The sequence below is a fragment of the Chryseobacterium sp. RR2-3-20 genome (assembly GCF_017808115.1).
In the GTDB taxonomy this organism is placed as follows: domain Bacteria; phylum Bacteroidota; class Bacteroidia; order Flavobacteriales; family Weeksellaceae; genus Chryseobacterium; species Chryseobacterium oryzae.
Map to the genome: position 1 here is coordinate 85,278 of NZ_JADQBD010000001.1, position 23,795 is coordinate 109,072.

The 23,795-nt window shown below is 35.0% G+C and carries 21 protein-coding genes; 13 read left to right on the forward strand and 8 right to left on the reverse strand.

What is annotated here, in order from left to right; all coding sequences use genetic code 11:
* Positions 1-11: 11 nt before the first annotated feature.
* From IV513_RS00355 to IV513_RS00370, 4 genes are all read left to right on the forward strand, one after another.
* Positions 12-680 (forward strand): DUF4271 domain-containing protein, encoded by a 669-nt coding sequence (locus IV513_RS00355; protein ID WP_209388527.1) that lies wholly within the window; start codon positions 12-14, stop codon positions 678-680.
* A 10-nt stretch (positions 681-690) separates the two neighbouring features.
* Positions 691-1,431: a uroporphyrinogen-III synthase gene (locus IV513_RS00360; RefSeq protein ID WP_209388528.1), complete on the forward strand. Its 741-nt coding sequence runs from the start codon at positions 691-693 to the stop codon at positions 1,429-1,431.
* Between the two features lie 88 nt (positions 1,432-1,519).
* Complete coding sequence (locus IV513_RS00365) at positions 1,520-3,565, forward strand: S9 family peptidase (protein ID WP_209388529.1); 2,046 nt, start codon at positions 1,520-1,522, stop codon at positions 3,563-3,565.
* A 68-nt stretch (positions 3,566-3,633) separates the two neighbouring features.
* On the forward strand, positions 3,634-3,978 hold the full coding sequence (locus tag IV513_RS00370) for a hypothetical protein (protein ID WP_209388530.1): 345 nt from the start codon (positions 3,634-3,636) through the stop codon (positions 3,976-3,978).
* Positions 3,979-4,030: 52 nt separating this feature from the next.
* Here the strand turns inward: IV513_RS00370 and IV513_RS00375 are convergent, their stop codons facing one another.
* The 3 genes from IV513_RS00375 to IV513_RS00385 all read right to left on the reverse strand — a co-directional run bounded on the left by IV513_RS00375 (position 4,031) and on the right by IV513_RS00385 (position 5,990).
* Complete coding sequence (locus IV513_RS00375; protein ID WP_209388531.1) at positions 4,031-4,354, reverse strand: hypothetical protein; 324 nt, start codon at positions 4,352-4,354, stop codon at positions 4,031-4,033.
* Positions 4,354-5,169 carry a 3-methyl-2-oxobutanoate hydroxymethyltransferase gene (gene panB / locus IV513_RS00380; RefSeq protein ID WP_209388532.1) on the reverse strand — a complete coding sequence of 272 codons (816 nt, stop codon included), beginning with the start codon at positions 5,167-5,169 and terminating at the stop codon, positions 4,354-4,356. The genes IV513_RS00375 and panB overlap by 1 nt, the downstream gene beginning before the upstream one ends.
* Before the next feature lie 107 nt (positions 5,170-5,276).
* The gene (locus IV513_RS00385; RefSeq protein WP_209388533.1) at positions 5,277-5,990 is read right to left on the reverse strand and encodes a Crp/Fnr family transcriptional regulator; all 714 of its coding nucleotides are present in this window, start codon (positions 5,988-5,990) and stop codon (positions 5,277-5,279) included.
* Between the two features lie 87 nt (positions 5,991-6,077).
* Here IV513_RS00385 and IV513_RS00390 point away from each other — a divergent pair, with 87 nt between their 5' ends.
* From IV513_RS00390 to IV513_RS00425, 8 genes are all read left to right on the forward strand, one after another.
* On the forward strand, positions 6,078-8,456 hold the full coding sequence (locus IV513_RS00390) for a heavy metal translocating P-type ATPase metal-binding domain-containing protein (protein WP_209388534.1): 2,379 nt from the start codon (positions 6,078-6,080) through the stop codon (positions 8,454-8,456).
* 109 nt (positions 8,457-8,565) lie between these two features.
* Complete coding sequence (gene ccoS, locus IV513_RS00395; protein ID WP_209388535.1) at positions 8,566-8,787, forward strand: cbb3-type cytochrome oxidase assembly protein CcoS; 222 nt, start codon at positions 8,566-8,568, stop codon at positions 8,785-8,787.
* A 5-nt stretch (positions 8,788-8,792) separates the two neighbouring features.
* Positions 8,793-11,054, forward strand: coding sequence for a cytochrome-c oxidase, cbb3-type subunit I (ccoN, locus tag IV513_RS00400; RefSeq protein WP_209388536.1), 2,262 nt, complete (start codon positions 8,793-8,795; stop codon positions 11,052-11,054).
* Positions 11,055-11,071: 17 nt separating this feature from the next.
* On the forward strand, positions 11,072-11,269 hold the full coding sequence (locus IV513_RS00405) for a cbb3-type cytochrome c oxidase subunit 3 (RefSeq protein ID WP_209388537.1): 198 nt from the start codon (positions 11,072-11,074) through the stop codon (positions 11,267-11,269).
* An 11-nt stretch (positions 11,270-11,280) separates the two neighbouring features.
* On the forward strand, positions 11,281-12,159 hold the full coding sequence (locus IV513_RS00410; RefSeq protein ID WP_209388538.1) for a c-type cytochrome: 879 nt from the start codon (positions 11,281-11,283) through the stop codon (positions 12,157-12,159).
* Positions 12,160-12,251: 92 nt separating this feature from the next.
* On the forward strand, positions 12,252-13,706 hold the full coding sequence (ccoG, locus tag IV513_RS00415) for a cytochrome c oxidase accessory protein CcoG (RefSeq protein ID WP_209388539.1): 1,455 nt from the start codon (positions 12,252-12,254) through the stop codon (positions 13,704-13,706).
* Positions 13,707-13,716: 10 nt separating this feature from the next.
* Positions 13,717-14,169 (forward strand): FixH family protein, encoded by a 453-nt coding sequence (locus tag IV513_RS00420; protein ID WP_209388540.1) that lies wholly within the window; start codon positions 13,717-13,719, stop codon positions 14,167-14,169.
* Positions 14,160-14,921 carry a sulfite exporter TauE/SafE family protein gene (locus IV513_RS00425; RefSeq protein ID WP_209388541.1) on the forward strand — a complete coding sequence of 254 codons (762 nt, stop codon included), beginning with the start codon at positions 14,160-14,162 and terminating at the stop codon, positions 14,919-14,921. The genes IV513_RS00420 and IV513_RS00425 overlap by 10 nt, the downstream gene beginning before the upstream one ends.
* Before the next feature lie 456 nt (positions 14,922-15,377).
* Here the strand turns inward: IV513_RS00425 and IV513_RS00430 are convergent, their stop codons facing one another.
* Both IV513_RS00430 and IV513_RS00435 read right to left on the reverse strand, forming a co-directional pair.
* Positions 15,378-17,495 (reverse strand): DUF5689 domain-containing protein, encoded by a 2,118-nt coding sequence (locus tag IV513_RS00430; protein WP_209388542.1) that lies wholly within the window; start codon positions 17,493-17,495, stop codon positions 15,378-15,380.
* Positions 17,496-17,505: 10 nt separating this feature from the next.
* The gene (locus IV513_RS00435; protein WP_209388543.1) at positions 17,506-20,250 is read right to left on the reverse strand and encodes a TonB-dependent receptor; all 2,745 of its coding nucleotides are present in this window, start codon (positions 20,248-20,250) and stop codon (positions 17,506-17,508) included.
* 240 nt (positions 20,251-20,490) lie between these two features.
* Between IV513_RS00435 and IV513_RS00440 the strand changes: the two genes are divergently transcribed.
* Entirely contained in the window at positions 20,491-21,690 is a 1,200-nt protein-coding gene (locus IV513_RS00440) for an endonuclease (protein WP_209388544.1), read from the forward strand.
* Positions 21,691-21,753: 63 nt separating this feature from the next.
* Here the strand turns inward: IV513_RS00440 and IV513_RS00445 are convergent, their stop codons facing one another.
* Genes IV513_RS00445 through IV513_RS00455 form a run of 3 tightly spaced genes read right to left on the reverse strand, consistent with a single transcriptional unit; the run spans position 21,754 to position 23,795 of the window.
* Positions 21,754-22,932, reverse strand: a complete 1,179-nt coding sequence (locus IV513_RS00445; RefSeq protein ID WP_209388545.1) for a DUF2062 domain-containing protein — start codon at positions 22,930-22,932, stop codon at positions 21,754-21,756.
* Positions 22,932-23,417 (reverse strand): hypothetical protein, encoded by a 486-nt coding sequence (locus tag IV513_RS00450; RefSeq protein ID WP_209388546.1) that lies wholly within the window; start codon positions 23,415-23,417, stop codon positions 22,932-22,934. Before IV513_RS00450 ends, IV513_RS00445 begins: the two co-directional genes overlap by 1 nt.
* Positions 23,418-23,420: 3 nt before the next feature.
* Complete coding sequence (locus IV513_RS00455) at positions 23,421-23,795, reverse strand: 3-hydroxyacyl-ACP dehydratase (RefSeq protein ID WP_209388547.1); 375 nt, start codon at positions 23,793-23,795, stop codon at positions 23,421-23,423.

Genomic DNA, 23,795 nt, shown 5'->3' on the forward strand with positions numbered 1-23,795 from the left:
AAAAATTTCTTTTGCCATCAACCCAGAATTTTGTAAACCAAGTAAGAATACCCGAAAATAACGATTGGGTTGTTCTTATTATAGTTGTGTGCCTGTTTCTTTATATTTTTATGATGAATGTGGTAGAACGTGAAGCGAATTTAAAAGATTTTCTTCTTCAGAAATATTACGATGCAAGCAACAATTTCCCGAGTTGGATCATCACATCGGTAATAACGGTATCTTGCTTCAGTGTATTGGTCTCACAGTACATTCCTTTTGTTCCGAAATACGTTGCAGAAATTCAGCCTTTTGGTTATCAGCTTAATAAAATAGGATATACTTTAATTGTAGTTTCTTTATTCTATCTAGTTAGATCCTGTTTGGGTTATTTACTTTATCAGTCTATAGGCGATGGCAAAAAATGGAGTATTTTCTATTTTACAGCGACCAAGTTTTACTTCATTTTTTCTATCTTGATGATAATTCTCTGTGTTGCACATTATTATTTCCCTATCGACAGAAATAGAGCATTTGTTTACTATCTCTGTTTCTTTGGTTTCGTATTCATTTTCAAACTGTTTTTCTATTTGTTTCACAGAAACAACATATTACCTCAAAAATGGTATTATAAATTTTTGTATATTTGCACGCTCCAAATGGCACCAATTCTGATGCTATGGAAGTTATTATTTATTTAATAGAGTACAGATGAGAATAAAATCAATATTGGTTTCTCAACCAGCGCCGAGTGAGTCTTCTCCATATATGGAAATTGCGAAGAAGGAAAAAATAAAGATTGACTTCCGCCCGTTTATCCACGTAGAAGGTGTAGACAATAAAGAACTCAGAACACAAAAAATAGATCTTACGCAGTATACCGGTATTATTTTTACCAGTAAAAATGCGATAGACCATTACTTTAGACTTGCTGAAGAATTACGCTTTGCAGTTCCCGATACGATGCGGTATATCTGCCAATCGGAAGCCATTGCCAATTATCTTCAAAAGCATATTGTATACAGAAAAAGAAAGATTAGCTTTGGTGAGAAGAATTTCTCAGATCTATTGCCTCTTTTCAAAAAATTTCCTGCCGAAAAATATTTACTGCCATCTTCAGACGTTTTAAGTCCGGATATTGTAAAAACAATGGAGGCATCCAATGTAGAATGGACGAGAGCAATTATGTACAGAACCGTTTGCAGCGACCTTACCGACATCAACATAAAGGAATACGATATGTTGATTTTTTTCAGTCCGCAAGGAATTAAATCTTTACAGCAAAACTTTCCAGATTTCAAACAAGAAGATACCAAAATTGGAGTTTTTGGACCAACCACTTCTGCAGCGGCTGAAGAAGCAGGATTAAAAGTAGATTTAATGGCTCCTACAAAAGAAACGCCTTCCATGACTATGGCATTGGAAAAATATATTAAAGCTTTGCATAAATAAAGCTAAAAATTTCACACAATTAAGCCGTCTTGCTCCCAAAAGGTAAGATGGTTTTTTTTTAATTACATTTGAACAAGAATTTACATAGATGAAACCTCCAAAGGCAAAAAAAATAGAAAAAATACTGGAAATACATGATGATAAAAGAAACGATGCTTATTTCTGGATGAATGAAAGAGAAAACCCCGATGTAATTAAATATCTGGAAGAAGAAAATGCATACGCAGATTTTGTCATGAAACATACAGAGCAGCTGCAGGAAGAACTTTACGAAGAAATGAAAGCTCGCTACAAAAAGGATGATGAATCTCTTCCCTATTTTTTTAATGGCTACTGGTATATTGTACGATACGAGGAAGGAAAAGAATATCCTATTTTCTGCCGAAAATACCAATCTCTCGATCATGAAGAGGAAATAATTATTGATGTAAATATTCTTGCCGATGGACAGGATTTCTTCGAAGTAGCTAATGTTGCCGTAAGTCCAGATAATAATCTTGCATCTTTTTCCTCCGACAATGTGGGAAGAAGAATTTACAATCTTAATTTTAAAGATTTAAATACCGGCGAAATACTTCCTGACACGATAGAAAATACTACCGGAAAAGCAGTTTGGGCAAACGATAATGTGCATGTTTTTTACATTAGAAAAGATGAAAGTCTTCGTGCATATAAAGTTTACAGACACAGATTGGGAACCGATTCTTCTGAAGATGTACTTATTTTTCATGAAGAGGATGAAACTTTTGATGTAAATGTTTTCAAAACAAAATCCATGAAATATATCTTCATGGCGAGTTCGAGCACAATTTCAGATGAACATCATTTTATTCCGGCAGATAATGTTTTTGCAGACTGGAAAGTAATTCAGCCAAGAATAGACGATCTTGAATATTCTGTGGAGCACTACGAAGATGAATTTTATATTATTACAAATGCCGATGATGCTACCAATTTCAAACTTGTAAAAACAAAAATAGACCATTGCGGAATGGAAAACTGGGTAGATGTTATCCCGCACCGACCGGAAATTTTATTGGAAGGTTTTGAAATTTTTAGAAATTATCTGGTTCTTGAAGAAAGAGAAGAAGGTTTGCTTCAGATAAAAATTATTGACGAAAAAAATCAGGAATCTCATTATTTGAATTTTTCCGATCCTACTTACACTGCTTATATCGGAATTAACCTTGAATTTGACACAGAAATCCTTCGCTACGGATACACTTCTCTTACAAAACCAAGTACTACCTACGAGTACAATATGAAAGACAAAACAACCAAAATGCTGAAACAGCAGGAAGTTTTGGGAGGAAAATTCGATCCGGAAAACTATATTTCCGAAAGAATTTGGGCAAATTCTCGGGATGGAGAAACTAAAATACCAATTTCTCTTGTCTATCATAAAGACACCAAAAAAACTAAAGAAACGCCACTTCTTTTATACGGCTACGGAAGCTATGGCCATACTGTGGATGCCAGTTTTTCGAATGTGAGATTATCTATTCTCGACCGAGGTTTCATATATGCCATTGCCCATATACGAGGAGGAGAATATTTGGGAAGAGAATGGTATGAAGACGGTAAAATGCTATTCAAGAAAAATACTTTTTTTGATTTTATTGATGCCGGAAAATTTTTAATTGAGGAAAACTACACTTCACCGAAACATTTGTATGCGATGGGAGGAAGCGCAGGCGGACTTTTGGTAGGTGCAGTAATGAATTACGAACCTACTTTATTCAACGGGATTGTTGCACAAGTTCCTTTTGTGGATGTTGTTACCACAATGTTAGACGAAACTATTCCTTTAACCACCGGAGAATACGATGAATGGGGAAATCCTAACGATGAGGAATATTACCATTACATGAAAGAATATTCGCCTTACGACAATGTGGAAACAAAACATTACCCGAATATTCTCATAACAACCGGTTTCCACGATTCTCAGGTTCAATATTGGGAACCCGCAAAATGGACAGCCAAACTTAGAGAACTGAAAACTGATGACAACATCCTTATTTTCAAAACAGATATGAGTTCGGGACACGGAGGAGCAAGCGGAAGATTCGAATCTTTAAAGGAAGACGCTCTAGAATATGCATTTTTATTAATGATTGATAAAAGACAATAATTAAAAGATTAAATTTTTTAAATTATTATTAAGAACTTTCATCAATCATCATTTATCAAATACCAATTATGATTAACGAAGCAGAATACTGGCAAAAAATAGAACACTTTTTCAGCGAAAATTTCGAAACTGAAAAAAATGCACCGATAGAAACATATCTTTTTCTAATCGGAGTGCAGGAATTAGGAAGCGGACAGCAGAAATACACCAAAGATGATAAAGTAAACCTCCTTCATATCGCGGTTTGCCGTTTGTTGGAGCCTTTCGGATATTTTAAATTTTCACATTATGATGATGATGGCTATCCCCATTTTGAAGAAGTCGAAAAACTTCCGGAATTGAAGCCCAACGAACAGCAGCTTTTAATGAAAAAAGCTATTATTCAGTATTTTCAGGATGAAGAACTGATTTAAAAAGAATTCCATTAAAGCTATTTATGCAATACCTTTAATGGAATTTTTTACATTATCTAACAGCAGATCTGTTGGTAAACGAAATAATCACTCCACCAAACAATCCTACAGTTTTCATGTAAGAAAAGCTGGAATCTAATGGTAAAAATGCTCCGATAATACATAACGCAGCGGCTGCATACATCGGATATTTAAATTTAGTATTAATCAGCAATGGCGCCTGCAAGATAAAACTCAACCCTATCAGAATATAAAATAATCTACCGGATATAAGCGAGTTAACACTCTCAGAAAATAGATTTAACCAACCTATAGCAATACAGATGATCGCTAAAATAGAAAGTATTCCTTGTGCTGCCTGTAAATTATTTCTCATTAATAGCTTTCGTTTTTATTAGGAAAATCTGAAGTTTTTACATCCTTTACAAACTGCGAAACCGCTCCGGTAATTTCTGTATACAAATCTAGATATCTTCTTAAAAATTTAGGAGAAAAACCTTTGTTCATCCCAACCATATCGTGATATACCAAAACCTGCCCGTCACAATCGGCACCCGCTCCGATTCCGATGGTTGGTATTGAAATACTTTCGGTAACCTTTTTAGCCAAATCTGCGGGTATTTTTTCTAAAACCACCGCAAAACAGCCAAGCTCTTCGAGTAATTTCGCATCGCTAATCAGTTTTTCAGCTTCGGCTTCTTCCTTAGCTCTTACTTTATAAGTTCCGAACTGATAAATAGACTGTGGCGTTAATCCCAAATGCCCCATAATAGGAATTCCGGCATTAATAATTTTTTTAATAGATTTTGAAATTTCTTTTCCGCCTTCTATTTTTACAGCGTGAGCTCCACCTTCTTTCATCATTCTTACAGCAGACTCCAATGCTTTATCCGGATTACTCTGGTAGGTACCAAAAGGAAGGTCTGCAACAACCAAAGCTCTATCTATACCCCTTACAACACTTTGTGTATGATAAATCATCTGATCCAGCGTTATAGGAAGTGTAGTTTCGAAACCTGCCATTACATTTGCTGCGGAATCTCCAATTAAAACAGCATCAATTCCTCCGGCATCGACCATTTTCGCCGTGGTAAAATCGTAAGCGGTAAGCATGGTAATTTTTTCCTTATCGAACTTCATTTTTCGTAAGGTTTCAGTCGTAACTTTTTTAATTTCAGAATGTACAGACATAATATAATAAATGAGTAATAAGTATGATAAATGAACTTTCCTGTTCTGCCAAATTTTGTGTATAAAAAAATAATGATTGATTTAACCAATCAACCATCATTTGTTATCTACAAAACTACGTGCCCAAGTTTCATTAATTTTTCGTGATTCAGAATTTTAATATTTCTTCCGTCAACCTCAATCAGATGATCTCCTTTAAATTCAGAAATCAAACGGATAGCACTTTCTGTGGCAGTACCAATAATATTAGCTATTTCTTCTCTCGTTAACGAAATTTTTATAAAACCTTCAGGATCGGTTCCTAATTTCTGTTCCAAAAGCAATAAAATCTCTGCAAGTCTTTCTCTAACTGTTTTTTGTGCCAGAAATGTAATCGTATTAGAAGATTCTCCAAGTTCGTAAGAAATTTTCTGAAGCATTACAAAAGAAAGCTGAGAATCTACTTCAAGAAGGTACATAAATACATCTGCAGGTAAAAAAGTAGCTTCAATATCCGTCATTGCTTCTGCTTTTGCCTGAAAATTTTCTCCGCAAAGCAAAGACCGGTAACCGATAATATCTCCCTCTTTTATAAACCTAAGAATTTGATCTTTACCAAATGCACCCGATTTTGAGAGTTTCGCCGCACCTTTCTCCAAAACAAAAACACCTTTTGGCGTTTCACCATCTTCGAAAATAACGTCATGCTTTCCAAAACTGAATTTTTTCTTAGCATTAATATATTTTTCAAAATCTTCGGTATTCAGCCTTTCTCGGAATGATTCATCATTAAATATTTTAGCAAATTTTTCTTCAATGGCTATCTGTTGTTCTTGCGGCATTTTTATGACATTTATCACAAAAATAGAACATTTTAACCCGATAAACAAAAAAAATGTTATAATTTTGTAAGTCAATAATTTATGAAGGTGAGCGAGAACTGTTTTCATTGCGGACAAGAGATAGAAAAGGAAAGAATTTCTTTCGATGAAAAAATTTTCTGTTGTACAGGCTGCAAATCTGTTTATGAAATTCTGAATACCAATAATCTTAGTAATTTTTACGAACTGAACAAAAAGGCAGGAATTCGTCCTTCTGATGATGATGCTTCTCAATTTGATTATCTCGACACACCTGAAATTTTTGAAAGACTGACAGATTTTTCTGAAGGCAACACGAGTCTTGTAACGTTTAAAATACCGGTAATCCACTGTTCTTCTTGTATTTGGCTGTTAGAAAGCCTACACACATTGCACCCGGACATCAATTATTCTCAGGTAAATTTTACAAGAAAAACACTTCAGATTTCTTTCAACCATAACCAACTCAAACTGAGTGATGTTGCAAAATTTCTCACCAATTTAGGTTATAAACCTGCAATAAGCCTTGAAACCGCAGATAAAGGTGAAGAAAATTTAGACAAATCTCTTTTGGTAAAACTTGCAATTGCAGGATTTGCTTTCGGAAACGGAATGTTTCTCGCTTTTCCAGAATATATTGGTGGCGAAGATGTTTGGATGCAGCATTACAAAGGTCTTTTCAGAGTATTGATGTTTATTCTTTCCATTCCTGTAGTATTCTATTCTGCATCAGATTATTACAAATCTGCGTGGTATGGTTTGAAAAATAAAATAGTGAATATTGACGTCCCTATTGTTCTGGGAATTTTTGTATTGTTCAGTAGAAGCGTGTACGAAATTGCCACAGATTACGGACCTGGATATTTCGATACTTTGTGCGGACTTTTATTTTTCATGCTTTTAGGAAAAATGTTTCAAAAAAGAACCTACAGCTCGCTCTCCTACGACAGAGATTACAAATCTTTTTATCCAATTGCCGTGACAAAGGTTGATTTTAACGGAAAACAAGACAATATCCTTCTTTCTGAAATAAAAATTGGAGACAGAATTTTGGTTAGAAACCAGGAAATTATTCCCGTAGATGCTATTTTGATTAACGGAAAAGGAAATATCGACAACAGCTTTATTACCGGCGAAAGTGCAAGTATCTCTAAAAATCCGGGAGACAAGATTTTTGCAGGCGGGAAGCAAATAGGATCTTCTTTAGAACTGGAAGTAATTAAAAACGTAGACCAGAGTTACCTCACACAATTATGGAATAAAGAAGCATTCAAAAAACATGAAACAGGGCTGGATACGCTCATCAATAATATCAGTAAATATTTTACATTCATTATCTTAGGAATTGCCATTATTTCCGGAACTTATTGGTATTTCATTGATTTGGAAACCATGTTTCAAGTTATTTCTGCTGTACTGATTATTGCGTGTCCGTGCGCTTTAGCATTATCTTCTCCGTTTACTTTCGGGCATATAATGAGAATTTTGGGCAGAAATAAATTTTATGTAAAAGATACTTTAACAATAGAAAAAATAGCAAAAGTAGACACGCTGGTTTTTGATAAGACAGGAACAATCACCCATAGAAAGAAATCCAATATAAAATACGAAGGTTCTGAAATTCAGGAATTTGATTTGTTAAACATTAAAACTTTAGTTAAAAACTCCAACCATCCACTTTCTAAATCACTTTACGAATTTCTGAATGTTCAGGATGAATATTTCCCGGTTGATCATTTTGAAGAAATTTCAGGCAAAGGCTATTCTGCTAATGTAAGAGGAAATATTTACAAGATTGGTTCTGCCAAATACAACGGTCAGGAATCCAAAAATCTTGAAACCGCCGTCTACATAAGTAAAAACGATCAGTTTTTAGGAAAGTTCATTTTCAAAAATGAATATCGAGAAAATCTTAAAAAGCTATTTACAAAACTTAACCATTACAAAATATTTATTTTAAGCGGAGACAATTCTTCCGAAGAAGATCAGCTTAAAAAAATCATTCCGAACTGTAGCGCAATGGCATTTAACCAGAGTCCAGAAAACAAACTGGATTACATCCAAAACCTTCAGAATGACGGATCGAAAGTAATGATGTTAGGTGACGGACTTAATGATGCAGGTGCTCTAAAACAAAGCAATGTTGGTGTTGCCATTTCTGACGACAGCAACAGCTTCACCCCATCGTCAGACGTTATTATGAACGGCAAAAAAGTAACACAACTAAATGATTATCTGAATGTTTGCAAAGGATCTATAAACATTGTGAAATCTACATTCGTGATCAGTTTTCTTTATAATATTATTGGTTTGAGCTTTGCAGTAACCGGAAATATGAGTCCTTTATTTGCCGCGATTATCATGCCGATAAGTTCTATATCTGTAATAACATTTACTACAGTCTCAACATGGATTTTGGGTAAAAAACACTTTAAAAAATCTGCTTAACATCGCTTATTTAGATTAATTTTAAATTATTCAAAACCCTTATTTTGTGATGAAAGTCATTATTTTTCACTAAATTTGAACCCCGTAAATAGGTTAATTTTGTTGCCAGATGGATATTCTATATTTAATGATCTTATGCAGCGTTTCATTAGCTGCCGTTTTTTTGGTCGTTTTTATAGTGTATGCCCGAAAAGGACAGTTTGAGGACGACGAATCTCCGGCTGTAAGAATCCTCTTTGACTCTGATGAAATCAAAGAAGAAAATCCCGTTTCGAGCAACGAAAACGATAAAAAAGGAGATAATAATAAATTTGAAGAAAAAAGTGAATAGTTAATATGGAGACACAAAAGTTTAGTTATGACAACAGTATTGTTCGTGCATTCCTATACGCAACCATAGTCTTTGGGATCATTGGTTTTGTATTCGGACTCACGGCAGCATTGATGCTTTTCTATCCTGAGCTTCCTGAATTTTTGTTCGGGACTGATGACGAAACAATCAAAAGTCTGGCGTCAGGAAACATGCAAGGTTTAATTAATACGAATGGTGCATTAGGCTTCGGAAGAATCAGAATGCTACATACCAACACGGTAATTTTCGCATTCGTATGTAACATCGTTTACGTAGGAGTTTATTACTCTTTACAAAGATTACTGAAAACAAGAATGTATAGTGATACACTTTCTTGGATTCATTTCTGGACGTGGCAAATTATGATTGTTGCTACTTTCATTACATTCTTTATGGGAATAAACACTTCTAAAGAATATGCAGAACATGAGTGGCCAATTGATATACTTATTGCTATATCATGGGTTATTTTCGGGGTAAATATGCTCCTTACGATAAAGAAAAGAAGAGTTAGGCATCTTTATGTTGCAATTTGGTTCTATCTGGGAACTTGGGTAGCTGTTGCAATGCTTCATATCTTCAACAATTTAGAAGTTCCTTTGTCTTTTACAGGTTGGAAGTCTTATTCTGCATACGCTGGTGTAAAAGATGCCATTGTACAATGGTGGTACGGACACAATGCAGTTGCTTTCGTTTTAACAACACCAGTACTTGGTTTAATGTATTACTTTTTACCAAAAGCTGCAGACAGACCGGTTTTCTCGTATAAATTATCAATTATTCACTTCTGGTCTTTAATTTTCGTATATATTTGGGCGGGACCTCACCACCTTCAATACACCGCTTTACCAGCTTGGGTACAGGCAGTAGGAACCGGGTTCTCTATTATGCTTATTGCACCGTCTTGGGGAGGAATGCTGAACGGATTGTTAACGTTAAGAGGAGCTTGGGACAAAGTAAGAGATAATCCTATTCTAAAATTCTTTGTAGTAGCTGTTACTTGCTACGGTATGGCAACATTTGAAGGTCCATTATTAGCTACAAAATCTTTAAATAAAATTGGGCATTACACAGACTGGGTAATTGGTCACGTTCACTTAGGTGCTTTAGGATGGAATGGTTTCATGGCTTTTGGAGTTATTTACTACTTGGTACCTGTTATGTGGAGAACGAAACTATGGTCTGTAAAATTGGCTAACTGGCATTTCTGGTTGGGAACTTTAGGAATTATTTTCTATGCAGTCCCAATGTATATTTCAGGATTTACACAAGGTTTGATGTGGAAGCAGTTTAATCCGGACGGAACTTTATTGTGGAAAAACTGGCTTGATACTGTAACAGCAATCATTCCTTACTTTAAAATGAGATTTGTTGGAGGATTGTTCTATCTTACTGGAGGATTATTAATGGTTGTTAACGTATATAAAACCATTAGAAAAGGATCATTCCAAAAAGAAGTTCCTGCCGAAGCTCCTGCATTGGCAAATATTGGAAATAAGAGAAAAGAAGGGGAAGGATTCCACCTTTGGTTGGAAAGAATGCCAACTTTATTAACCGTATTATCATTGCTTACTATTTCTGTAGGAAGTATGGTAGAAATCATCCCTACTCTATCACTTAAGAAAAGTGTACCTACCATTTCTGCTGTAAAACCTTATTCACCACTTGAGCTAGAAGGTAGAGATTTATATATCCGTGAGGGTTGTAATGCTTGTCACTCTCAAATGGTAAGACCATTTAGAGATGAAATCGTAAGATTTAACGGTAAAAACGGGCAGTATTCTAAAGCCGGAGAATTTGTATATGACAGACCTTTCCTTTGGGGATCTAAAAGAACAGGACCAGATTTGCACAGAGAAGGAGGGAAAAACCCAAGTTCTTGGCATTATAAGCACATGTTTAACCCAAGATCTACATCTGCCGGTTCTATCATGCCTCGTTACCCTTGGTTGATTGCTAATAATTTAGACAGATCTAAAATGGTTGACAAAATTGTTTTCATGAAGCAGGTTTATGACGTACCTTATACAAAAGCTGAAATTGACACCGCAAATCAGTGGGCAGATAATCAGGCAGCAAAAATTGTAAAAGACATATTTGTACAAGCAGCAGATTTGAAGACTGCATATGCAAAAAGACCACAAGGTGAACTTGAGAAGAAAGAAATAGTTGCTTTAATTGCATATCTACAAAGATTAGGTACAGATATTAAAACAACTGAAATTAAAACAGCAAGTACTAACTAAATTTTAAAAAGTTACTGATGATTCCGCAAAACTTTAAAGACATATTATCCAATACAGACAACGCTGGTTTTTACCAAACATTGGCTCTGATATTCTTTATGCTGTTTTTCGTTGGTCTTATAATTTATGTTTTTAGCCGACCTAAAAAATATTATAAGGAAGAAGAACATGCTCCGCTTGGAGATGATGAGGATGATTTCAATTTAAAAAATTAAACTATTTTATTATGAAACAAAGAACACCAGTTTTTGTAAACATTTTAATAATAACGGGACTTTTAATTGTTTTCTATTATTTATTTGTACAAGACTATTCGTTTTTTTCCTCACTTTATTTCTGGGGTACTGTTATAATTGGTGCAATTTTGGCCTACATTCACAGTGCGATTGGAGATTTAATCGAAAACAAAAATTTCGGGAAGTTATCAGACGGCGAAAAAGCAGCTTATCTTGCTGAAAAGAAAATACCTTTCTTAAAAAGACAGTACATGGCTGCCTTCAAAAAGCAATCTGAAACTGAAGAAAAAGATATTCTTATCGACCACGGGTTCGATGGGATTATGGAACTAGATAATCAGCTTCCAAAATGGTGGATCGGATTATTCTGGTTTGGAACTGTTTTCTGTGTAGTATACATTTTTGCATTCTCTTTTACAGACTTTGCACATCCACTTAAAGAATATGATGCGGAATACAAAGAACAGGAAGCCAGCGTTAAAAAGTACATGGAAGAACAGCCACCTGTAACTATTGAAACTGCAGAGTTTTCTGAAGATAATATTGCAGCCGGTGAAGAAGTTTTCAAAACCAACTGTGTATCTTGTCACTCAGACGGAGGTAAAGGAGGAATTGGTCCTAATCTTACTGATAATTATTGGCACAATCAACCTGAAAAAACTTTATTCAAAAATGTATTTCATGTAGTGGAGAACGGTGTTACCGGAACAGCCATGCAGGCTTGGGGTAAAAACGGTGTACTTACAGGAAACGACATTCAGAATGTTGCAGCTTATGTATACTCAATTAATCAGCTTAAAAAACCAATTACGCCTGCTGAAGGAGGAGCTCCTCCATACGGTACAGAAGCTCATTGGGAAAAAAAGTAATTAAAATTTAGAAAATATATGAAAAAACATAATTTGTTATTAGATAAAAATAGTAACGAATTATGTTTTTTTCGTTTTAAAACTAGTTTGAAATGTCAAAAATAGAGAATGAAGCCACACGTGGTGGACAAGGCCAGGTTTTAGATCCTGAGACTTATAGAGATTCTATAGGCACAATGGAACAGTCCGGTAAAAGAAAATGGATTTTTCCTAAAAAACCAAAAGGTAAATATACCAACTACAGAAATATTGTAAGTTTTGTATTATTGCTGGTATATTTTACGATACCTTTTATAAAAATTAATGGTAACCCATTTTTTATGTTCAATGTCATCGACAGAGAATTTTTTATCGTTGGGCAACCATTTTATCCTCAAGATTTCTTTATACTTACACTGGGTGCCATTGCATCTCTTATATTCATCATCTTGTTTACGATTGCTTTCGGAAGAATTTTCTGCGGATGGATTTGTCCTCAGACAATTTTTTTAGAATCTATATTTCGTAAAATAGAGTTTGCAATAGAAGGAGACCGCAATAAGCAAATGAAACTCGACAGGCAGGAATGGAACAGCGAAAAAATATGGAAACGAAGCCTTAAATGGTCTATCTACATCATTATATCTCTCATTATAACCCATTTTATGTTTATGTACATTGTGGGATATGAAGAGGTTTTAAAAATCATTTCCGAAGGACCTTTTGCAAACCCAACAAACTTTATGGTAATGATTTTGTTCACGGCTGCTTTCTACTTTGTATTTGCATGGTTCCGGGAGCAGGTTTGTACTTTGGTTTGCCCTTACGGAAGACTACAGGGAGTTTTGATAGACAAAGATACCATCAACGTTTTTTACGATTTTAAAAGAGGAGAAAACCGTTCTAAATGGAGAAAAGGCGAAGACAGAAAAGCTGCAGGAAAAGGAGATTGTATAGATTGTCTGCAATGCGTAGTGGTTTGCCCAACCGGGATTGATATCCGTGACGGACAACAGCTGGAATGCGTAAACTGTACTGCCTGTATTGATGCGTGTGATGAAGTAATGGATAAAGTAGGATTGCCAAAAGGACTTATCCGATATGCCTCTGAAAATGAAATTGAAAAAGAAATACCTTTCAAATTTACAGGAAGAATGAAAGGTTTTGCCATTGTATTGGCACTATTGGTAGGGTTCTTAGGATTTCTTCTGTACAACAGAGGAGATATGGAAGCAAAATTCATTAAACCGGCAGGAAGTACATTCTTCGTACGAGATGGTAAAATTACCAATACCTACAATTATACATTCTTGAATAAAACCAACGATAAAAAAATTGTTACCGTAAAAGTAATTAATCCTTCCCATGCAGAAATTAATTTCAGTGGTTCGAGTACCATTACCGTTGAAAGAGATAAAATCGCTAAGGGAACCATAAGCATCAGCTTTCCAGAAGCTGAAATGAATTTGTCGAAACAAAACATCACAATCGGGGTTTATGATATGAAAGGAAAATTGGTAGACTCTTACCAAACTTACTTCGAAGGACCTTTTAAATTACAGTTTTAAAGAAAAAATTATGAAAAATTTCACTTGGGGACATGGTATTGTTGTAGCCTTAGCCTCTTTTATTATATTTATTTTAGCCATGTTATTTTTATTTCCCAACGGACAAAAAAATTCTGAAATGGTTACAGAACATTACTATGAAGAAGAGCTTCAGTATCAATCTGTAATTGATGCTAAAAACCGTGCAGATAAATTGCAGGAAAAACCTAAATATTCTCAAGCTCAAAACGGAATAACATTAACCTTCCCTAAAGACATCAAAAATTCGGATACTAAGGTGAGTTTTGTTCTAAACAGATCTGATGATCAAAATTTAGACATCAAAAAATCTGTTCAATTAGATGCCAATAACGCTTTTACGATACCTGCTTCAGTTTTAAAACCAGGAAACTATACTCTAAGACTAAGTTGGGTAAAAGATAAAACCGATTATAGACTCGACTATGATGTGATATGGAAATAGCATTGATTATCTCTGCAATTGGTTTAGGCTTCGCATCCGGATTTCACTGTATCGGAATGTGCGGTCCCATTGCATTATCAATGGGTTTAACCAAAAAGCAAGCGACCAATTATTACCTACAGAATCTTACCTATCAATTGGGAAGGATTTTTACGTATGCATTCTTAGGTGCGATTCTGGGAATTGTGGGAGAAGGATTTGAAATGGCGGGATTTCAGCGGTACTTAACTATTACTGTTGGAGTATTGCTTATAATCATGGCATTGTTTTCGTTTGGCGGTAAAGATTTCGCCTCGAAGATTCCATTCATATCTCAATTTCTTTTTAAGGTTAAATTAAACCTAGGAAAACTGCTTCAGAAATCAGATTACCGTTCAAGATTCACTACCGGAATACTTAACGGGTTTTTACCATGCGGAATGGTGTATATGGCACTTACTGCAAGTTTGGCAAGTGGCGGAGTTTGGCCGGGAGCTTTATATATGACTTTATTTGGATTGGGAACTCTTCCTTTTATGTTTACGGTAGTTTTAGTGGGAAATCTGATGAGCCAGGCATTCAGACAGAAAATTTTAAAGTTTATTCCTATTGTAATGATTATTTTGGGCGGACTTTTTATTATTCGAGGCTTAGAACTGGGTATTCCTTACGTTTCTCCCAAAAAAGCAGCTATGAAGGTTTCTCCTGGGCATGCCATCAACTGTACCAATACAGATCCTAATCACAAGCATAATCCTGAAACCTGCCACTGAAAAATCTTCCGAAAAGAAGAGGAAAATTATTCGAACCCGGACTAATATAAATTCCCGATAAGGAAAATCTTCAATATTTGATTTTCTAAACATAATCATTTTATCCCAAAGAGGAATAAAGAAAAATTTGGGTATCGGAAAAGATTCAAGCAGTACAATCTCACTATTTTAAACTCAAGTTATTAAATAATCAAAAATATTATAATTAAACTGCTTCTCCGCAATCAGCAACAAATTATTTTCTGCATTACTTTGTCATTCCGCAACAATCAAAACTGATGTATTTCAGTATGTCAAGACTCTTCCAGAATAACAAAAGCATATTGATTTTTGAGGATTATGATTAAAAAGGACATTCATCTAATTAATACCACAAACAGGCAAAAATCTGTCATTTTGACAATAAAAAAAGACGAACATTGCTGTTCGTCTTTTGAGTATTTATCCAGTAAAATATTACTGTCCTTTGATTTTAAAATCATCAATCTCCCAAGTTGCTGCCGCAGAAGTTGTAGAGGTATATTTGAATGCAATTCTTACATTCTTTCCTAGAAAAGCAGACAAGTCTACATTTCCAGAACTTACCCAATCACCAAAAGCAGCATTATTGGTATCCAAAATGGCAGGAAGCTGTACCCAAGTTGTAGTAGCTACATTTCCTGTAAAGTTGTCTGTTGCATAAACCTGTAAAGCATTACCATTAAATCTTACATCACTTGTAAAACTTACCACTGCTTTAGTTTTACCAACTAAACTTACAGACTTAGAAATAAGCCAGTCTTCATTTGCATTATTTACTCCAGTAAAACCATTCATCATTGCATAATAATTAGATTGGTTTCCTTGGTTAGAAGTTGTCCACACCTGTGCACCTAAAACATTCACTGTTGTCCAGTCTGCATTAAATCCTCCCGCCGCAAAATTTTCGCTGTACAAAATAGGAAGTGGTACATAAACAGAACCATCACATCTTGGATCGTCTAAATCTGCTCCCAAAACATCTGTAATCCAAAGTTGGTAAGTCCCGTTAAATACACTTAGAACACCATATACATCGCCTTTACCGGCTTCTATAACCTGTCCTGCAAAATCTGCATTATTATTAGTTCTCAAGAAAATTTTATTCCCAGAACAGTCTTCCAAAGTTCTATTGGCTGGAGATCCTGATGCATATACTTTTTCTAGATCTCCTTCAATAAACTGAAGATTTTTAATTTTAACCCATCTTCCAACATCTGCCATACCAATTTGGTTAATTGTTCTCTCTGTTGGTACAACAGCAGTAGTTGCTTTTTTAGAATCGAAAAAGTATTTATATACATCTGCTTCAGGAATTCTTCCTACTAATGTTCCAACCGTTGTTCCAGAAGTAGATCCTAATTGAATCTCTCCTGATGCAGTTCCTACATAAAGACCTTTCAATTTAATATAGACCTCTTTTCCAACAACAAATCTAGGATCGTTGTATAAATTTGTTTTATCAATATTAATTCTGATACCTCCAGTTGCATCTTCAACATAAATATACTTGAAAAGGTTGGAAGATTTATCGTTAGCAATAACTTTAGCTTTTAAAACAAAATCATTAGTAATAGGCGTTAATGCACTAGACGCTAATTGCTTTACTTCAGCAACCGTTTTCTGTGTTAAACCATTATCGCTGTATTGGCAAGGATCTTTATCGATACCATCAATTCTTGGGAATTTTGTCATATCAAGATCTGTAACCTTATTAATATACAACTGATAAGTGCTGTTATATTTGCTGTAAATTCCTACAAACTTACCGTTACCTGAAGGAAGTGTCTGATTGGCAAATGAAGCATAACCACTGTTTCTTACAATTCTTGCAGTACCTGAAGTATTATCTCTAATAGCTCTGTCTACAGTAACGCCGCTTGGTGCAAAATTGGTACACAAAATTTTATTATCGAATTCTGCATTATCCATTTGAATTAAACAGCCAATCATATTATCGTTTACAGAAATCATCTGAGAAGAAGTCATAATTTTAGGAACAATTTCTCCTCTTATATTACAAGATCTGAAAATAGTTTGTGGAATCATTTTTTCCGGAATACGAGATACAGCACTGTTTTGGTTTTCTGCACCTGTTTTTACTCCTAACTGAACTACTCCACCATAAACACCAACAGCAAGGCCATTAATTTTCACATAGATTTTAGAACCTTGAGGAAACTTGGTATAAGTACTTACTGCATCTACACTTATGGTAAAACCATGGGTAGGATCCTTTAAAGCATCCTGAATATAAATGGTTTTATAGATATTCCCAGTTTCATCTGTTGAACTTACATACCCCTGAATATACAAATCGTCTGAAGGATCGTTGGGTGTATTATCCGCTGGAAATACATAAGCATTGTTATTCGGGTTATTGAGAGTATATTTCTCTCTCAATTCTTTCAAAGAAGTATTTGCAGTAAAATCCTGAATACACTGTACTCCTGCAAGATTGGGATCATCATACTTATCATCGTGTACACAGCCCGATATAATTAGAGCCGCAATCATCACGAAAATATATTTTAAAATGGAATTATATTTTTTCATTTTTATAATATTAGAATCTTAAATAAACATTTGTGAAGAATGTTCTTCCTCTGTCATACCAAAGTTTTGGTCCGAATGCAGGGTATTCTTTTGCAGAATCTGCAAGAGCTGCCGGGAAAGAAACATTTCTTCCTTGCTCAAAACCTCCGGTTACATAATTTCTGTTGTTCAAGATATTGTTAACAGAAACGCTTATTCCCATTCTGAATTTTCCAAAAAGGAAAGACTTGCCAGCGTTGGCATTCAACATAAACTGATCATCGAATTTCTTCTGTGCAGTTAATTGCTGAATAAGTTCTGGTGTAACATTCTGATAAGGATCATTCGTATTAGGATCTATATACATATATGGAGTCTTGTTTAAGGCAGAAAAATCCAGATACTGATCCATTAAATAATTGGCAGAAGCACCAACCCACCAATATTTAGGCGAGTTATATTTTAATCCAAAAGAAAATGCTTTCTGAGGTGTTCCGGCTACTTTGTAATTTTTAATATTAGCCTGTCCTTTCCAGAATTCTTCACCTCGGAAACCGTTAAGGTCATCAAAAGAAGATACATTAGCATTAGAAGTAAATTTGTATTCTCCAATACTTGCAGCACCGATAGCATTAATGGTTGGCGTAATTTTAACATCATAACCAACTTCTACACCCATATATCTCTTGTTTACACCAGTCATGGCTTCATTTACAAGCGTATTTAAAGATGTTCCTACTGCATCTGTTACATCTGCATAGTATCTTGCAATTTCGGTAGAATTACTAATGGTGGTATAGAAACCTGTAACTCTTAACTTCAAAATCTGTCCTCTGGTAATGTAACTCAAATCATTAGAATTAATAATTTGATTTTTAACTCCCGGAGTTACATAATCTACCATTCTTGGGTTAATGTAAATCTCGTTAAGAGTTGGAGCTAAGCTGAAAAACGCACCGTTGTAAACAATAAAGTTTTTACCATTTATTTTATACGTAATTTTCGCTTTCAAACCTGCATCTAAAGCGTCATAAACAGCACTTTTTCCTTTAGAGTTATCAGCAAATCTGGCAATACCACTTCTGTAGTCTCCATTTCTCTGAGATTCTGAATATGAACTGAAAATAGACGCAACAACATTAAACTTATTGAAATCTACTTCAGAAGAAACATTTAATGAATAATGATTTCTTGTAAACATGTAAGAATACTGTGTTCTGTCTCCTACTCTTCTTTCTACATTATCATCATCGGCATTATATTTTGCATCGTTATTGAAAGCATTAAGATTATATGCAAAATTAGCTCCCAGCAAATCTTTGATTCTTCTGAAATTATCCGATTTTAAATTTTGATAATTAAAGTTGATATTCAATTTCCAGTTATCCTTCAAATGAGTATCGAAGTGAGAAGAGAAGTTGAATGTTTTATCCTTATTTACATCTTCAACCAAACTGTAAACAGCACCTCTAGGTTTACCGTTCATATCGTTAAGATTCAGATAATTTGCCATATAAAGGCTGTTCCAGTCGATTTGCGACTGTGCTTTGAATTCATCCGCAGTTAAAAGACCATAGCTAGGCATTTTACGGTAATAAGTGGGGTTAGGATCTGCTGCATGGAACCAGTCTAATCTGCTTCTTGCATCACTTCCTATCTGGTAAGAAACTGTATTGATTAAATTAGAGGATTTTCCTAACTTCAAATAATCTGTAAGCATAAACATCGGTTCAAAAACCTTTCTGATTCTTGAATTTCTCTGTTCACCATCTTGCCATCCCCAGAATGAATTATAGTTTTTCCCCATAAGGTCGTAAACTTCCTGAGTGTTAGGAGCATTAGAAGCTCTGTAAGTAGGAGAACCAAATCCTGTTAAATTGATGGAGTGTCTATCACTGAATTTCTTCTCAATTGCCCCGAAATAAGCATAAGAATCTTGGTAAACACCATCAATAATTGCTTTATCTCCCCATCTTCGGCTTGCGGAAAGCGTAACTGCCCATCCATTTTTATTAAGACCAGAAGAATACGTTGCCATTGCTCGGTGAAGGTAACTTCTATTCGTAAATGAATACGCAAGTGAAGTCTGCTTTCTGAATGATGATGCTCTTGTATTATAATATACAACTCCACCAAGATTACCAAAAGCGTATTCTGATGGTGTAATATTATCTACATTCTCATAAGGATATCTTGTAACATCGTTAAGACCACCCCAGTTGCTGAAGTCTATTTTCCCATCGTCGCTTTTAGACATAGAAACTCCGTTGAAAATAACGTCTTCAAATCTCAAATCTACCCCTCTCGGTCTGAACCAATAAGCTCCCAATTCAAAAGCAGAAACATTCTGAAATGCATCTCTTCCAGAGCTTAAAAGACCAACCGTTGGCTGCATGGAGCTTCCTCCGTCTTCGGTATCACCCGCGGAATCGTCTATAACAACTACGCCCGCATCGGTTGCTGCACTGTTGTTCAAAACAATTACACCTAAGTCTTTTCTTTTTTCATCTGCAGTTACATCAAACTCAACTGTTTTAGATTCGAAGTTTGGCTTATTAATGGTAATAAGATAATGCCCAGGCATTAAATCTACAAACTGAAAATAACCAATTTTGTCTGCGGTAACGTCATTTACAGATTGTTCAAGATCAACCTCTGCTCTCTCAACCGGCTTACCGTCCTGGCCTTTAACGTACGCATACACAGTAGTTTGAGCGTAGTAATACGATGCAGGGAGCAAAGTAAACAAAGAGATTAGGGATAGTTTTTTAATCATAATAAACTTATTTTTAAAACCTTATTTTATTAAGGGGCAACAAATTTAGTATTATTTTCATTAAGTAAAACATTTTTAGCATTTTATTCTATTAATTATTCTTAACACTTCGCAATTATCACAACAATCCTCCCTTTTTATGGATGAAATGAAAAAATCATTTATTAAAATAATTTAATCTATTATTTATTTTAAAAAAGTGTAATTTTAAGCCCTCAATTTTTTGAATTTAATAATATCATGAAAAAATTATTGTCAGTTTCTGCCATATTGTGGTTTCTTGTAGGTTATTCTCAGCAGAAACAGGTAAAAAGAGCAGCTGTTGCTTTTCTGAATGTTGAAAACTTATGGGATACTATTGTATCTGCAGATTACATAGACGGAACAGTACCATTTTCTAACCCAAAATTTCACAGAAGTGTACCTGTAGATTCATTGAAGTATCTTGAAACAACAGAAGAATACACCGGTGAATGGAGCAACGAAAATTTGGTTGGAAAAAAAGTAATAAGAAAACAGATTCTTGCAGATGATTTTACTGCAAAAAGCCCAAAAAGATGGGGTTCTAAATACTATAATCAAAAACTTGCCAATGAGGCAAAAGTAATCTCCGAATTGGGTAGACAGTACACCAACGATAATCCCGTAATCTGTGGACTGATAGAAGTAGAAAACCGACAGGTAATTCAGGATCTCATCAAACAGCCAGCTTTGGCAAAGAGCAATTATGGCATAGTACATTACAATTCTTATGATTCCAGAGGAATAGATATTGCCATTATTTATCAGAAAAGCAGATTTACTTTAGAAAACTCTTATACTAAAGAAATAAAAATCTTCAATGAAGAAGGCAGAAGAGAATACACCAGAGATGTTCTCGTAGCTATCGGCTATTTAGACGGCGAAAAAATTGCTGTTTTTATGAATCACTGGCCTTCTCGTAGAGGAGGAGAAGCTGTTTCTCAGGCAAAAAGAAATGCAGCCGCTACGGTTTTGAAAAACGAAATGGATAAAATTTCCGCAGACAACCCGGGAATAAAATTATTTGCCATGGGAGATTTTAACGACGATCCGGTAAGTCCGAGTTTAAAGAAATATTTAGGTGCTGTAGGAAGCCCTTCAGAATTATCAGAAAAAACACCGTATTATAATCTAATGTACAAACTGTTTAAAGCTGGTGTTGCCTCTTTGGCTTATAGAGATTCTGGTAACTTATTCGATCAGATCATTGTTTCTCAGAATTTATATTCAACCGAAAAAATAACACCTACTTACAGTATTTTTAAGGCTGAAATCTACGCTCCTTCTTATTTAATAAACAAAGAAGGACAGTTTAAAGGCTATCCTTTCAGATCTTGGGATGGCGATAGATTCACAGGGGGTTATAGCGATCACTTTCCTGCTGTTTCGGTTATTCAGAAAGAATACATAAAAAAATAAAAAGCAAAAGCACTCCACAGAGAGTGCTTTTTTTATGTGTTTAAATTTTTAGCTTCAAAAAAATTATAACCGTTCATTATCCGGACTTACCTTATTCAAAAAAAGAAAAGTAGCAACTCCAGAAATTAAAGACATGGTAACCGCTAAAATTAAACTTCCAATAATGTATTGCAAAACATTATTTTTTACCAGATCAAAATTCCATTCCTGATTAAAAATGTCGCTATCATTAGCAACGAAAGGCGAGCCAAGAAATAACGAGGCTACGATAATAAAAGGAAGAAAAATAGGCAAACTTACATTGGATGCAACAAAAGCAAGAATTTTATTGAGCTTAAAGACCACCGAAAGCGAAATCACCAATAAAGTATGGTAACCTCCAAACGGTAAAAACCCAACAAAAACCCCAAGAGCAATAGAAAATGCTTTAATTCGATTAGATCCTTCACTTTCTAAAATATCTTCTTTAATAAATTGTTTAAAACTTTTTTTCCTAAAATCAATAATAAAGTTTCGTGGCTTAATGTAGACTAAAGTAATCAAGACCAAAATCGTATTCAAAATGCTGATTCTGGTAAAATCTTTGAAAGGCCTGAAATGAGAAACCCGTTCCGCCGGATCATACAGGACTTTTACCGGAACATTCTTTACCGGAATGTGCCGCCAAGCCGTTCTAACGATGATTTCAATTTCAAATTCAAATTTCGGAGTGAAATACTTTTTGGGGATTTTATTTAATGGATAAAGCCTGTAACCGGATTGTGTGTCCTGAAGTTTAATGCCGGTCTCGAACCAAAACCAAAAGTTGGAAAAACGGTTTCCGAAACTGCTTTTTTTAGGAATTCCGTCCTGAGACATATTTCGGTTTCCGATGAGCAGAACTTCCTCATCTTCCTCCAGCAAAGCCTGAACAAAAACCGGAATATCATCGGGATAATGCTGCCCGTCCGAATCTATAGTAATGGCAAAATCATAACCCTCTGAAATGGCTTTACGGAAGCCGGTTTTTAATGCGTTTCCTTTCCCTTTGTTTTGGGGAAGATGAACTGCCGAAATATTGTGATAGCTGCTTAAAATTTCTGAGGTGGAATCTGTAGAACCGTCATTAATGACGATGATATTTCGGGTGTATTCTAAGATACCATCCAAAACCCTCCGCAAAGTTTTGTGATTGTTGTACGTAGGAACAAGAACGCAGATTTTCTTTTCCGTGATTGCATTCTGAACTTCCGTGAGTGTCATTATTTTAAAGAATTTTTTTCTGCAGCCGTCATGGTTTTAGACTGCATTGCGAATTTTCTTATGTAGGTTTTTAAACCCGCATTTTGCTTGGAATAATTGTTTAGGATAAATGTTTTGTCTTCTTTCAGGTTTTTAGAATAGCCTACAATTTTGGGGATATTTTCCTGAACGCTCATTCTTATGACACGCAATTCTGCATTATTCTCATTACTCTTTATCAAACTTTCCAGGGCAGAAGCACCATTTTTTACAAAAGTTTTTCTTTTATTTTTTTCAGTAGTCACTTTAGCTTCCAAAATTTGAGCTGCCGCTCTGTAACCCGATATTACCGGATCTGAAGAGGTGGTTTTATCGGCAACAGCAATAAAGTTTTTTGCGCCTTCATTAGAAAGATTGGCTTTAGAATAAGAATTTCTCAAAGCTTCAAGATCTCCACCCTGAAAGACCAAAAATAAAGTTGCGACGATTGAAAATAAAAACTTCATAGCTTACAATTTGCGATAGTTAACAGACATTTTCAGTGCAATAGTTTCGCCAAACGAGGTGGTGTTTTTTACTTTAACGTCCTCATCATTTTCAGAAATTTGAAGTTGAACCAGCAAATCTGGCGTTTCAAAAGGATTGATGATTGCCATAAATTTCACATTAGAAGCCGATTTTAAAAACAAAGATTTTCCGGTGAATTCTTCCGTCAGTTCTTTTACAATTTGTATCATGCAAACCCCCGGCGTTACAGGATTTCCAGGAAAGTGTCCCTTGAAAATATCGTGGTCTTTATTCAGTGAAATTTTAGCAGAAAACAGACCGTTTTCGTCTTTTTCAAACGAATCTAAAGTGTAAAATTGGTTGAGAATGCTTTGCAT

Bases quoted from the DNA above. Each gene is read 5' to 3' on its own strand.
- IV513_RS00405 (WP_209388537.1), top strand. From the start codon at position 11,072: ATGATTCCGCAAAACTTTAAAGACATATTATCCAATACAGACAACGCT.
- IV513_RS00360 (WP_209388528.1), top strand. From the start codon at position 691: ATGAGAATAAAATCAATATTGGTTTCTCAACCAGCGCCGAGTGAGTCT.
- IV513_RS00455 (WP_209388547.1), bottom strand. From the start codon at position 23,795: ATGCAAAGCATTCTCAACCAATTTTACACTTTAGATTCGTTTGAAAAA.
- IV513_RS00450 (WP_209388546.1), bottom strand. From the start codon at position 23,417: ATGAAGTTTTTATTTTCAATCGTCGCAACTTTATTTTTGGTCTTTCAG.
- ccoS (WP_209388535.1), top strand. From the start codon at position 8,566: ATGGATATTCTATATTTAATGATCTTATGCAGCGTTTCATTAGCTGCC.
- IV513_RS00365 (WP_209388529.1), top strand. From the start codon at position 1,520: ATGAAACCTCCAAAGGCAAAAAAAATAGAAAAAATACTGGAAATACAT.
- IV513_RS00375 (WP_209388531.1), bottom strand. From the start codon at position 4,354: ATGAGAAATAATTTACAGGCAGCACAAGGAATACTTTCTATTTTAGCG.
- IV513_RS00440 (WP_209388544.1), top strand. From the start codon at position 20,491: ATGAAAAAATTATTGTCAGTTTCTGCCATATTGTGGTTTCTTGTAGGT.
- IV513_RS00420 (WP_209388540.1), top strand. From the start codon at position 13,717: ATGAAAAATTTCACTTGGGGACATGGTATTGTTGTAGCCTTAGCCTCT.
- IV513_RS00425 (WP_209388541.1), top strand. From the start codon at position 14,160: ATGGAAATAGCATTGATTATCTCTGCAATTGGTTTAGGCTTCGCATCC.
- IV513_RS00430 (WP_209388542.1), bottom strand. From the start codon at position 17,495: ATGAAAAAATATAATTCCATTTTAAAATATATTTTCGTGATGATTGCG.
- IV513_RS00370 (WP_209388530.1), top strand. From the start codon at position 3,634: ATGATTAACGAAGCAGAATACTGGCAAAAAATAGAACACTTTTTCAGC.
- IV513_RS00445 (WP_209388545.1), bottom strand. From the start codon at position 22,932: ATGACACTCACGGAAGTTCAGAATGCAATCACGGAAAAGAAAATCTGC.
- IV513_RS00385 (WP_209388533.1), bottom strand. From the start codon at position 5,990: ATGCCGCAAGAACAACAGATAGCCATTGAAGAAAAATTTGCTAAAATA.
- panB (WP_209388532.1), bottom strand. From the start codon at position 5,169: ATGTCTGTACATTCTGAAATTAAAAAAGTTACGACTGAAACCTTACGA.
- ccoG (WP_209388539.1), top strand. From the start codon at position 12,252: ATGTCAAAAATAGAGAATGAAGCCACACGTGGTGGACAAGGCCAGGTT.
- IV513_RS00410 (WP_209388538.1), top strand. From the start codon at position 11,281: ATGAAACAAAGAACACCAGTTTTTGTAAACATTTTAATAATAACGGGA.
- IV513_RS00435 (WP_209388543.1), bottom strand. From the start codon at position 20,250: ATGATTAAAAAACTATCCCTAATCTCTTTGTTTACTTTGCTCCCTGCA.
- ccoN (WP_209388536.1), top strand. From the start codon at position 8,793: ATGGAGACACAAAAGTTTAGTTATGACAACAGTATTGTTCGTGCATTC.